The following is an 11,431-nucleotide window of genomic DNA, read 5'->3' as shown; positions in this document are numbered from 1 at the left end:
GGGTGAACCGGCCCCGATTCTATTTGTGGCGCGCCAATTGACGCCATTTCAGATGCTATCTTCGTAGCCCCGTAACCTTCTCCACAAAATCCGCGATTGCACCCGTGTCGTCGAGATCGAACACGGGAAGCTCGGTGTCGGTGACCGGATGATCGGCGGCAATCGCGGCGATGTGCGGGTCTGTCGGCGCCAAGGGCTCGCGATTGGCCGATTCCAGCCGGCGAGCTTCGATCTTCGGGATCGGCTCGCGCTTATAGCCTTCGATCAGGATGAGATCGCAAGGTGCAAGCCGCGCCAGGATCTCCTCGAAGGAAGGTTCCGGCGCGCCGCGCAATTCGTGCATGATCGCAAAGCGCGTTGAGGAGACGATCGTCACCTCATGGGCGCCCGCTTCGCGGTGGCGATAACTGTCGGCACCGACCTTGTCGATGTCGAAATCGTGGTGGGCGTGCTTGACGGTCGAGACGACATAGCCGCGCCGCGTCATTTCGCTGACGAGACGAACCATTAGGCCGGTCTTGCCCGAATTCTTCCAGCCGGCGATGCCGAATGTCCTGGGTTGGCTCATCGTGAGTGATCCTCAAGGCGTTTCAGCCATTCTTCAGCCTGTCGAAGCTGCTCCGGCGTGTTGATGTTGAAGAAGGGGTCGAGCGGTCCTGCCTTCGTCGCGCTCAAGGGAAAGTCTACCGCCGTCGACCGGTGGCGTGCAATGAAGGCGCGCACGCGCAGCTTTTCGTCGGTACGGATCCACGCCTCCAGGTCATCCGCAAGCGCGACCGGCCAGAGCGCGAAGAGCGGGTGCATCTTGCCGTCGGACCATGCAACGGCAATTTCTTCACCCGAGGTAACTGCGTCTACGAGCCGGCTTGCGACATTGTCCGGAAAAAACGGCGTGTCGGTTGGCACGGTGAGGACGTGGCTTGCGGCTGGCGCCGTCCGCCCGGCGTGGCGCATCGCCGTCAGGATGCCGGCAAGCGGGCCGAAAAAACCAGGCATCGTGTCGGCGACCACGACGAGGTTCGGCGGCAATGCAACTCCGGGATCGGCGTTGAGATTGAGCGCGATGCTTTCGACCTGCGGCTCTAGCCGCTCGATGATGCGGTCGAGCATCGTCCGGCCACGGAGCAGGAGCCCTGCTTTGGGGCTTCCCATACGCGAGGAGCGGCCGCCAGCGAGGATGACCGCCGGCGGGCGCCATTGTCGATCTGTCCCGCGTGCCGTGGGCATCGAGGTTCTTTCCCTATTCCAGCGGACCGGCGAGAGAACGTTGCGCGACCTTCTGCCGGCTGCGCATGCTTTCGCGATAGAAAGTGTAAAGCCCGGAGGCGACGATGACGGCAACGCCCGCGAGCATCCAGCGATCCGGTGTTTCTGCGAAGAAGACGATTCCGAGAGTGATCGACCAGAGAAGGCTCGTGTAACGGAACGGCGCAATCACCGAGATATCGCCGTCGCGCATCGCGAGCACGATCGTCTGGTAACCGAGCATCAAGAGCACGCTAGCGCCGGCGATATGCGTGAAGGAGGTCGACGATATCGGCTGCCAGCCGCCGAACGGCACGATGAGCGCCGCGCCCACCAACGTCGTCACAAATGCGGTCGTGACGGTGATGAAGAGCGATGGCACCTCGCCGCCGATTCGGCGCGTGCAGATATCACGCGTCGCCGTGACGAAGACGCAGGCGACGACGGTCAGCGCGACCGGGGTGAAACCTTCCGGTCCTGGCCTAAGCACGATCAGCACGCCCAGGAAGCCGACGATGATTGCCGCCCATCGTCTCCAGCCGACCGGCTCCCGAAGGAAGAGTGCGGCGCCAAGCGTGACGGCGAGCGGCAGCGCCTGCATGATCGCGGACGCGTTGGCGAGCGGGATCTGTCCGAGCGCGGAGATATAGGTGATGGAGGCCAGCGCCTCCATCACGATGCGCAGGATGATGACCGGCCTCAAGATCGTTCGCACCGGCCGCAGCGCGCCGAACCGATGCGCGATCACGACCACCATCATCGTCGTCAACAGGCCGCGTATGAACATGATCTGGCCGGTATTCATGACCCCGGTCACGGATTTGACCAGTGCGTCGTTGCAAGCGAAGGCGACCATGGCAAGGCACATGAAGACGATGCCGCGGAAATTGGCAGAGGAATGCATTCGTTCTTCCTGATGGTCTTGGGTGGCGCTTGGCCGTCGGGCAGCGGGCGAATCCGTTGAGAAATCGCCTAATGTTTAAGCATTGGCTGCCATCCGGCGCAAACGCATTCTCTGTCTGCAGACCAGCTGGGAGGCTAGCCGGGCAGCGGAAAAGGCCCGTTCGTTGAATCTTAAGCTTCGCTTTCTATCGTCCTTGCGAATCCGCAGTCCAATCGCATGAAGCGATCGGTGGATGACGGCCCGGACATCTGTCTGTCCGTCGATCCGGAACTGCCCCGCTGGAGCCTGGCAGGTGCTTCCGCCGGCAGTTCGTCAATGCTTCCACCGCTGGCGCAGCGCGCCGCAAGGAAGCCAGCCGCGCGGGCATGTTCTTCCCATGATAAGAATCCGGGGTCCCGCAATGTCTTTCATAGATCGTCTTCTGCAGCGCCTTCGCATCGTCACAAAAGTCCTCCTCTTCGTGGTCCCGCTCGTAGCGCTGATCGCCGGGATCGGACTTGTCGGCTTTTTCACCGCGCGCACCCTCAACGGGCACATGACCGTGACGCGCGAGACGATCAATAATCTCTCGGATTTCCAGGCCTTGCGCAGTGCCCTGCAGTCTTTTGCGGATGACCCGAGCGAGGAGACGCGGGACACGCTGGCCAAGGAGATCGATGAGCAGGAAGAGGGGGTGAAAGCCCTTGATGCGCTTTTGACGCGGGATGCGGATAAGACCCAGATTGCCTCGGTGGTTGCGCTCGGCGGTGAGATGCGCCGCCAGACGGAGAAGCTCTGGGCGATCAAGGTCGAACGGGATTCGGTAACGACATCATTGGAAGCGGCGCTCGCCGACATGATCAAAAATGGCAATGGCGCCTATAAGCAGATCGATATCATCCAGAAGGAGTCGGGCGAGAAGGAAGCCTTCGCCAAGGCGCTGCTCTTCGACGCGGCCGCCTATCAGGGTCTTGCAGAACGGATCAAGAAATTCCGCCTGCCGGTGACCATGGCCGTCAATCCGGATGCAAAGATCGAACAGGCGAACAAGCTGCTGCCCCACCTGCTGAAGCAGATCGGAGAGTCTGAGAAGATCGCCTCCGACAAGACCAAGAAGCCGATCGGCGAGGTCAAGGAGCAGGCACTGAAGGTCCAGGCGATCCTCGCTGGCGCCGAGGATAGCGAAACCAAGAAGAGCGCACTTGTGCCGATCCTCAGCAAGTTCTCGAAATACGAGGCCGACTTCGCCAAGGAGGCGGCGAAAAATTCCGACACGGCCGCCAAACGCTTCGTTGGCATGGATGGTGAAATCTCGACGCTGAAGACGCTGATTGCCTTGATGGGCGAGACGTTCAAGGGATTGGACGACACGCGTTTCCACATCAGCGAACTGCACCGCCGGCTCGAGGCAGCAAGCCGCGAACTGGTAATCGCCGACATTAACGCCGTTCGCAAAACGGCTCAAAAACTCTCAGAACTCGGCGGCAAGAACGCGGCGCTGCGTGATCTGCCGACGAAGCTCGGACCCTCGCTCGACAACATCGACATGGGCACCGCCGCACTGATCGATGTCGGCGCACGCTGGCAGGCGGCAAAGTCGGAAGCCGCGACCCTTGTCGCCGACGCGAGCGGCACGCTGGAGAGCTTCGTCAGCAGCGCCCAGGAAGCCGGAAAGCAGGATAGCCAGCGTTCGGCGACGGTCTCGATCGTGGCGATGGTCGCTGGAACGTTGCTGGCGATCATCGGCGGCCTGATGCTCGTCGAGACGCTGCGTGGGCCTTTGAGGCGCGTCACCGACACCATGACGCGGCTCGCCAATGGTGACCTGGAAGTGGCAATCGAAGGCCGCAATCGCGGCGACGAGATCGGCGATATGGTCCGTTCCGTCGCCGTCTTCCGCGACAATGCACTGGAGAATGTGCGGCTGGAACGCGAGGCGGAGGCCGCGCGCACACTCTCGGCCGAGGAACAGGCGCGCCGCTCCGAAGAACGTGCTCGCATCGAGGCCGAGCAGATGCAGGCGCTCAACGCCCTTTCCGATGTCCTTGCCCAGCTTGCCGCAGGCAACCTCGAAGAGGGCATGGCGGAAGACCTGCCGGCGGATTACGTCGTCATGGCGCGCACCTACAACAATGCCGTCGAAGCCCTGCGTGCGACCCTAACCGACGTCCGGCTCGTCACAGAAGAGATCACCGGCGGCACCGGCAATCTCTCGGCGTCTGCCGATGATCTTGCGCGCCGCACCGAACAGCAGGCGGCAGCGCTCGAGGAAAGCTCGCGGGCGCTCCGGCAGCTCACCGAAATCGTTCGCTCGACCGCCGAGAGCGCGCGGCAGACGACGGTCTCGGTCGACGAGACGAATTCCTATGCGCAGCATTCCGGCCAGGTCGTCGCCAAGGCGATCGATGCCATGGCGGAAATCAATCGTTCGTCGGAGAAGATTGGCACGATCATCGGGGTGATCGACGAGATCGCCTTCCAGACCAACCTTCTGGCGTTGAATGCCGGCGTCGAGGCGGCACGGGCGGGTGAGGCCGGCCGCGGTTTCGCTGTGGTGGCGCAGGAAGTGCGGGAACTGGCACAGCGCTGCGCCGGTGCCGCGCGCGAAATCAAGGGGCTGATCTCCGCAAGCTCCGCCCAGGTGCGCAGCGGCGTTTCGTTGGTGCAGGAGACCGGCGACGCACTGGCGGTCATCAATGATCACATCACCACCATCCACCAGCTCGTCAGCAACATCGAGGCCGCCGCGGCAGACCAGTATACCGGGCTCAGCGAAGTCAATGCGGCCGTTCACGAGGTCGAGCTGATCACGCAGCAGAACGCCGCGATGGTCGAGGAGAACACCGCCGAAATCCACGGTCTGCGTCGGCAGGTGGAAGTTCTCAACGAAAAGATCGAACGCTTCAAGACCGGAACCAGTGGCATCGGTGGCCAGGGCCGGGGCGCCTACAGATCGACCTACGCTGCTTAAATGTGACCTTGCACTCTCGCCGTAAGCCCTCTCTCTGTGGGGAGAGAGGACGCTCTCAGGGGGAGGCGGATATCGCTGCAACACTACTGCGTGTTTCCTTAAATCGTAGCCGATTTAAGGATAAAAACATGCAGCAATTCAAGGCGCTACAGCGTCCTTTGCGCGTCTGATAAGACGCGCGGCGCTGTAGGGGTACGGAGGTGGCCGCTTGTCCCTTCGCCCCGCTCGCGTGGAGAAGCTGCCTGAAGGCGGCTGAAGGGCAGTAGTACTCGGATGCCTGCGCGCCTGCTGGCGGCGGTTCTGGGTAAAGGGTCAGCCGCCGGTTACGCTCATGTGGCGGGCGACGGCCGGGCGGTTGTGGTCGCGGTCAATGATGAAATCGTGACCCTTCGGCTTGCGGCCGATCGCTTCGTCGATGACCTGCGAGAGATAGGCGTCGTCATCGGTGGCGCGCAGCGCCGCACGCAGATCGGCAGCGTCGTTCTGGCCGAGGCACATATAGAGCGTGCCGGTGCAGGTGAGGCGGACGCGGTTGCAGCTTTCGCAGAAGTTATGGGTCATCGGTGTGATGAGCCCGAGTCGGCCGCCGGTCTCCAGTACTTCGACATAGCGGGCAGGGCCGCCGGTACGATATGGGATATCTTTCAGCGTGAACTGCGTTTCGAGCCGTTCGCGCATCTCCGAGAGCGGCATGTAATGGTCGGTTCGGTCCTCATCCACCTCGCCCATCGGCATGGTTTCGATCAGCGTCAGGTCCATTCCGCGCCCATGCGCCCAGCGCATCAGGTCAGGAATCTCGGCGTCGTTGAAGCCCTTGAGTGCGACCGTGTTGATCTTGACCTTGAGGCCGGCTGCCTGCGCCGCGTCGATGCCCTCCAGCACCTTCGCCAGTTCGCCCCAACGGGTGATCTGGCGGAACTTGTCGTGATCGAGCGTATCGAGCGAGACGTTGATCCGGCGGACGCCGCAATCGGCGAGCTCGGCCGCGTACTTCGAGAGCTGCGAACCGTTGGTCGTCAGCGTCAGCTCATCCAGCCGACCGGCCTCGATCTCCTTGCCTAGCTCGCGTACGAGAAACATGATGCTCTTGCGCACCAGCGGTTCGCCGCCGGTGAGCCTAAGCTTCCGCACGCCCTTGGCGATGAAGGCGGAACAGAGCCGGTGAAGTTCTTCCAGCGTCAGCAGATCTTTCTTCGGCAGAAAGGTCATGTGCTCCGCCATGCAATAGGTGCAGCGGAAGTCGCAGCGATCAGTGACCGAGACACGCAGATAGGTGACGGCGCGGCCGAACGGGTCGATCATCGGCGCCGTTGTCTTGTCGAGCGGTCGTGCGTTGGTTTGATCTATGGCGGCCGTGTTCAAATCTTTTCTCCCTGCGCTTTCAATGTCGTGGCCAAAAAAGGTCGCGTCAAGGCGCATACTGTCGCAAACTGTCTCAAATAGCGGGAAAGGGCTACCCGGGAGCTTCTCCAAAGCGTCGCGGGTTCAGAACGAACGCGCTAAGGGCGCTCTAATACCTTGAATCTAGGCCATCTTTCCGCTCCTGGTGATTCCACTCGAAAGCGGGATGCTCTAGAGTTCAATTCTGCTTTACTGCGCGGATGGATTTAAGCGCGTCGCACTCAAATGGATTCATGCGAAGCGCTTTACCTCTTGTTTTTAGGCATGTCGTTGTCCCAAAACCGCTGCACACTCTTGGGCGACATGCATTCATACGGAGCAATGATGATGAGCGAATTCTGGCCAACCGAACTGCGCGTATCGAAGGATCGCCATCGGCTTGCCGTCACTTTCGACGACGGCGCTTCCTTCGATCTTTCGGCAGAAATGCTGCGCGTGCTTTCGCCTTCGGCCGAAGTGCAGGGGCACGGACCAGGTCAACGGGTGACCGTGCCGGGCAAGCGAAACGTCCAGATCATCTCGGTACAGCCAACGGGAAATTATGCCGTGCGGATCGGTTTCGACGATTTTCACGACACCGGCATCTTCACCTGGACCTATCTGCGCGAGCTCGGCGAGAAGGGCAAGGAGCTCTTCCAGGCGTATGAGCGGGAACTTGCCGAAAAGGGCATGTCGCGCGACAAGCCCGAGAAGCCCCGCTGATCACTGCATGTTTCCTTAAATCCTAGCGATTTATAAAAACATGCAGCAATCAGAGTGCTACAACGACCTTTGTGCGCCTGAAAAGACGCACGGTGCTATATTGGTCGTCACGGAAGGTCGCCGTCCTCCTTGAGCAGGATGGCGATGATCCGCTCCATCGACTGCGCGACCGTCATGCAGTCCTCGATCGGCGAGCCGCCGAGCGTTTTCTCGATCAGCGCCGTCTGGATGTCCATCGCTTCCTCGGTAAGTATTCGGCCGTCCGCCGTCAGCGAGAGCCGTAGCACCCGCTTGTCCCTTTCATCGCCTCGCCGGTCGATCAGGCCGCGCCTTTCGAGTTGCGGCAGCAGCATGCTCATATTGGAGCGGCCGACGAGCAGCTTGCGGGCGAGTTCCTGCTGCGTGATGCGGTCGAAGCGGTAGAGATTGACCAATATGTCGAGATGCGGAGGCTTGATGTCGAGATGCGCGAGCGCACGCGCCAACGTCTGCTGCATCAGTTGGCAGGCGCGGGCGGCGGCGATCCAGCTTCGAAAGCGCGGGTGATCCCAGGGAAAATGGTGATCTTCAGTCGTGGCTTGCTTTTTGTTCATCGTTGTACAATTATGTTCAATATTGAACATTTCAAGAGAGAATTTCACTATGGCATCCTTTGCGATCAAGGTCATCCGTCTCTCGCTGAAGGCCGTATCGGCGATCTCTCCCGAGGCGGCTGGCAAAATGGCTTTCCGAATCTTTTGTCGCACCCCGAGCCGCAAACCGAAAAACAGCAAGGAGGCTGCCTTGCTGAAGGCGGCAGTGCCGATCATGGCGCGTTCGCAGAAGGTGACGCTCTCCTTCGCCGGCGGCTGGGTCGTCGCGCGCCATTTCGAGCGTCGTGCGGGCAGCATCGGACCGCGCGTCCTGCTGGCCCACGGATGGGGCTCGCGCAGCAACTATCTCGCCGCCATGATCGACGGTCTGCTCGCGGCCGGCGCCGAGGTGGTTGCGCTCGACTGGCCGGGTCACGGCGCTTCGCCAGGCCGGTCGCTCACCATGCCGCAGGCGGTAAGGGCGATCGATGCCGCCTGGCGCCATTTCGAAGGTTTCGATGCCGGTATCGGTCACTCCTTCGGCGGCGCCAGCCTTGCTTGCGCGGCGGGAGCGGTGGTCTGCGATGTGCCGGCCCGTGTTCCGGCGAAGCTCGTGCTGATTGGCGCGCCGAGCGAGATGACATGGCTCTTCAGGGGCTTCGGCAAGGTGATGGGCCTTGCACCGGCGGTTCAGGCGGCCTTCGAGGGCATGGTCGAACGCCTCTCCGGTCGGCGCGTGGAGGGCTTCGACGCCGCCCGCATTCTCGGCGCGCTCAGGAAGCCTGTGCTGGTGATCCATGCCGAGGATGACAAGGAGGTCTCCGCCGATCACGCGCGTCGCTACAGCGCGGCCGGACCGAATGTCGAATTGCATTGGGCGAACGGCCTCGGCCACCGCCGCATCGTTTCCGCGCCTCAAGTCATCGACAGGATAACGGCGTTCCTCGGCGAAGGAAAAAACGGAGCCCAGCTAAGAAGAATCGCCTGATGCGTCATCAGGATGTCATGCTACCCCTCGAAACGTTCGCCCGCTGATTGCGCTCAAGCGCAGGTGAGTTGATGGTTATTGCCGGAGGATAGAATGATCATCAGGACGGTTGAGGACTTGAGGGAGCTTTATGGCGATACGGGCGAGGCATCGATCGTCAAGGTGACCAAGGCGCTGACCGCCGAATACCGGCGGATGATCGAGGCGTCGCCTTTTGCGGCGCTCGCGACCGTAGGACCGGAGGGGTTGGATTGTTCGCCGCGCGGCGACGATTGCTCCGTTGTGCGGATCGCCGACGACGAGACCGTGCTGATGCCGGATTGGCGCGGCAACAACCGCGTCGACTCCCTTGCCAATATCGTTCGCGATCCGCGCGTGGCCTTGATGTTTCTCGTTCCCGGCTCGAATACCGCGATGCGCATCAACGGCACGGCGGTCGTCAGCGTCGATCCGGCGTTGACCGGCTCGTTCGAGATGGACGGCAAGCATCCGCGCAGCGTCATCGTCGTCACGATCGGCGAGGTCTATTTCCAATGTGCCCGGGCGCTGATCCGTTCCCAGCTATGGAACCCCGCGCGCTTCGCGGATCCCGGATCCTTGCCGACCCCTGGCACGCTTCTCAAGGCTGCCAAGGCTGACTTTGACAAGGAAACGTATGATCGGGAATGGCCGGAGCGTGCCGCGAAGACGATGTGGTAGCGCGCGGACAAGGCGCAATCAGTTATGAACGATAACTTTGGTGCCGATGCTGACATTGGCATAGAGGTGCTCGACGTCCTCGTTTGCCATGCGGATGCAGCCTGACGACATGGCCTTACCGATCGAGGATGGCTGGTTCGTTCCGTGGATGCGGTAGATCGTCGAGCCGAGATAGATGGCGCGGGCGCCGAGCGGATTGTCGATGCCGCCCTTCATGCTCACGGGCAGGATCTTGCCTTTCTTCGCCTCGCGGGCGCGCATCTCTTCCGGCGGTACCCAGGTCGGCCATTCGGACTTGCGGCTGACCGCGTTGGTGCCGGTCCAGAGAAACCCCTCGCGACCGACGCTGATGGCATATTTCATCGCGATGCCGCGGCCGAGAACGTGATAGAGCCGCCGTTCCGAGTTGTCGACGACGATGGTGCCCGGGGCGGCGTCCTCCTGGAAGGCCACCAATTCGCGCGGGATGGGCGAATGATTGACATCGCGGCGAGCGCGGGTTTTCGCCTTTGGCTGCCCGCCTTCCGAGAGGACCTTGAGCCATCCCGTCTTTGCGGCATTACTGTCGAGCGAGGCGAAGGTGATTGTTCCGCCGCCTGCGGCATTTGCCGAGCAAGTTGCTCCGGCCAAGACCGCCGACGCGACGAAAGCTGCAAGTACGCTTTTCATTTTGATCTCCCCATCTGGTTGCGGGAAGCGCGTCTGGCCTCAACCGCGATCGCTTCCTGTTGCAACCTTTTCTAGAGATGACGCGATCGATGCGCTGTTTCCGCGGGAACGAGGTTCGTCCGGCGCGAGCAGCGTGCGAAGAGCGTTGTTTCGGAAAAGGGAGAAAGGGATGTGCTACCGCCGATAGATCAGCCAGTTGCGGCCGGAATCCTTGCGCATGCCATCTTCGAACAGGACTGTCCTGTTGCGGCCGGCATTCTTGGCGGAGTAAAGGGCGATGTCCGCTTTGTTGTAAAGGTCGAAAGGGTCATCGGCCGCCGTCGCCATGCAGACGCCGACGGAGAGGGTGATCGGGCCATAGTTGATCCCGGTCTTGGAATTCTTGAACGGCGTGCCCGCGAGCACGGTGCGGATCCTATCAGCCGCCTGAAGGCATTCCTCCTGGCTGCTTCCGCCCAGGATCACGGCAAACTCCTCGCCACCGGTGCGCGCAACGAAAGCGTCGCGCCTGAGGTTTGCGCGGATTACGTTGCTGACGGTGGCGAGAATCTTGTCGCCAACCGGATGGCCGAAACTGTCGTTGACCTTTTTGAAGTGGTCGATGTCGGCGACGAGCAGACCGGTGAAGTTGCGCAGGTGCTCGCTGTTATAGACGGCGGCGAGATTTTCGTCGAAAGCGCGGCGATTTCCGAGACGCGTGAGCGAATCGGTATTGGCGATGCGTTTGTATTCGTCGAGTTCCTGACGGATCACCTCCATCTCGAAGGATTTCTGAACGACGGACTGAACGCGCTCCTTGCCCTGGCTCATCGTGTCGGCGGTGGCTTCCGTCAGGATGTCGATCGCATGACGCAGAATATCGGCGCTTGCGGCGCTTTTGCTGGTCATCTTATGAAATGCCTCGTCGAGGACCCTGTTATAGTTATCGAGTGCATATTGCTCGTCCTTCAAAAGGCTGACGAGCTCGGTCAGCTTGGCCGCGAGAGTGTTATGCGCGCGTTCGATGCCGGTCGGGTAGTGAATGTGGCTGAAATATCGTGCGCCGATCGCGTCGAGTTCTTCCTGCGTCGCACGGCTGCCGAGCGCGGCAAGCTCCTTCGACAGTTGCGGGTTCGAGCCTAGATAGGCCTCGTAATACAGTTCGTAATTGCGCGGTATCGGCGCGACGCCCATCATCCGCATGGCGTGCGCGACCTGCGCGGCGACATCGGGCACGGGCGTCCTGTTCGAGGTTGCTGTTTGCATATGCAATCCTCCTTAAATTATTGACGTCTAATAGCTCACGATTTTTAGGGGGAAAT

The 11,431-nt window shown here is 61.3% G+C and carries 11 protein-coding genes; 4 read left to right on the top strand and 7 right to left on the bottom strand.

All coding sequences use genetic code 11. The features are described from left to right. Positions 1 to 55 precede the first annotated feature (55 nt). Genes mobB through PYH37_RS21255 form a run of 3 tightly spaced genes read right to left on the bottom strand, consistent with a single transcriptional unit; the run spans position 56 to position 2,149 of the window. Positions 56 to 568 (bottom strand): molybdopterin-guanine dinucleotide biosynthesis protein B, encoded by a 513-nt coding sequence (mobB, locus tag PYH37_RS21265; RefSeq protein ID WP_280733379.1) that lies wholly within the window; start codon positions 566 to 568, stop codon positions 56 to 58. Then, positions 565 to 1,227, bottom strand: coding sequence for a molybdenum cofactor guanylyltransferase MobA (mobA, locus tag PYH37_RS21260; protein ID WP_280733378.1), 663 nt, complete (start codon positions 1,225 to 1,227; stop codon positions 565 to 567). The genes mobB and mobA overlap by 4 nt, the downstream gene beginning before the upstream one ends. A gap of 13 nt (positions 1,228 to 1,240) precedes the next feature. Beyond that, positions 1,241 to 2,149 carry a DMT family transporter gene (locus tag PYH37_RS21255; RefSeq protein ID WP_280733377.1) on the bottom strand — a complete coding sequence of 303 codons (909 nt, stop codon included), beginning with the start codon at positions 2,147 to 2,149 and terminating at the stop codon, positions 1,241 to 1,243. Positions 2,150 to 2,549: 400 nt separating this feature from the next. Between PYH37_RS21255 and PYH37_RS21250 the strand changes: the two genes are divergently transcribed. Continuing rightward, positions 2,550 to 5,099: a methyl-accepting chemotaxis protein gene (locus tag PYH37_RS21250; protein WP_280733376.1), complete on the top strand. Its 2,550-nt coding sequence runs from the start codon at positions 2,550 to 2,552 to the stop codon at positions 5,097 to 5,099. Positions 5,100 to 5,411: 312 nt separating this feature from the next. Here PYH37_RS21250 and moaA read toward each other — a convergent pair whose 3' ends face one another. After that, the gene (moaA, locus tag PYH37_RS21245; protein ID WP_280733375.1) at positions 5,412 to 6,461 is read right to left on the bottom strand and encodes a GTP 3',8-cyclase MoaA; all 1,050 of its coding nucleotides are present in this window, start codon (positions 6,459 to 6,461) and stop codon (positions 5,412 to 5,414) included. Between the two features lie 363 nt (positions 6,462 to 6,824). Between moaA and PYH37_RS21240 the strand changes: the two genes are divergently transcribed. Next, positions 6,825 to 7,202, top strand: a complete 378-nt coding sequence (locus PYH37_RS21240) for a gamma-butyrobetaine hydroxylase family protein (protein WP_280736118.1) — start codon at positions 6,825 to 6,827, stop codon at positions 7,200 to 7,202. Positions 7,203 to 7,309: 107 nt separating this feature from the next. On the opposite strand, the gene PYH37_RS21235 is transcribed toward PYH37_RS21240, so the two are convergent. Further along, positions 7,310 to 7,795, bottom strand: a complete 486-nt coding sequence (locus PYH37_RS21235) for a MarR family winged helix-turn-helix transcriptional regulator (protein WP_280733374.1) — start codon at positions 7,793 to 7,795, stop codon at positions 7,310 to 7,312. Positions 7,796 to 7,844: 49 nt separating this feature from the next. Between PYH37_RS21235 and PYH37_RS21230 the strand changes: the two genes are divergently transcribed. Together PYH37_RS21230 and PYH37_RS21225 are read left to right on the top strand one after the other, a co-directional pair. Continuing rightward, positions 7,845 to 8,762 carry an alpha/beta fold hydrolase gene (locus PYH37_RS21230; protein WP_280733373.1) on the top strand — a complete coding sequence of 306 codons (918 nt, stop codon included), beginning with the start codon at positions 7,845 to 7,847 and terminating at the stop codon, positions 8,760 to 8,762. A 93-nt stretch (positions 8,763 to 8,855) separates the two neighbouring features. After that, entirely contained in the window at positions 8,856 to 9,461 is a 606-nt protein-coding gene (locus PYH37_RS21225; RefSeq protein WP_280733372.1) for a pyridoxamine 5'-phosphate oxidase family protein, read from the top strand. Positions 9,462 to 9,479: 18 nt separating this feature from the next. Here PYH37_RS21225 and PYH37_RS21220 read toward each other — a convergent pair whose 3' ends face one another. Next, a complete protein-coding gene (locus PYH37_RS21220; protein WP_280733371.1) occupies positions 9,480 to 10,130 on the bottom strand; it encodes a L,D-transpeptidase in 651 nt (216 codons plus the stop codon). Between the two features lie 174 nt (positions 10,131 to 10,304). Continuing rightward, positions 10,305 to 11,375 carry a GGDEF domain-containing protein gene (locus tag PYH37_RS21215; protein WP_280733370.1) on the bottom strand — a complete coding sequence of 357 codons (1,071 nt, stop codon included), beginning with the start codon at positions 11,373 to 11,375 and terminating at the stop codon, positions 10,305 to 10,307. Positions 11,376 to 11,431: the final 56 nt, after the last annotated feature.

The sequence above is a fragment of the Sinorhizobium numidicum genome, assembly GCF_029892045.1.
Classification (GTDB): domain Bacteria; phylum Pseudomonadota; class Alphaproteobacteria; order Rhizobiales; family Rhizobiaceae; genus Sinorhizobium; species Sinorhizobium numidicum.
The sequence above is the reverse complement of the archived record's forward strand: the minus strand, read 5'-3'. Positions and strand labels throughout refer to the sequence as shown.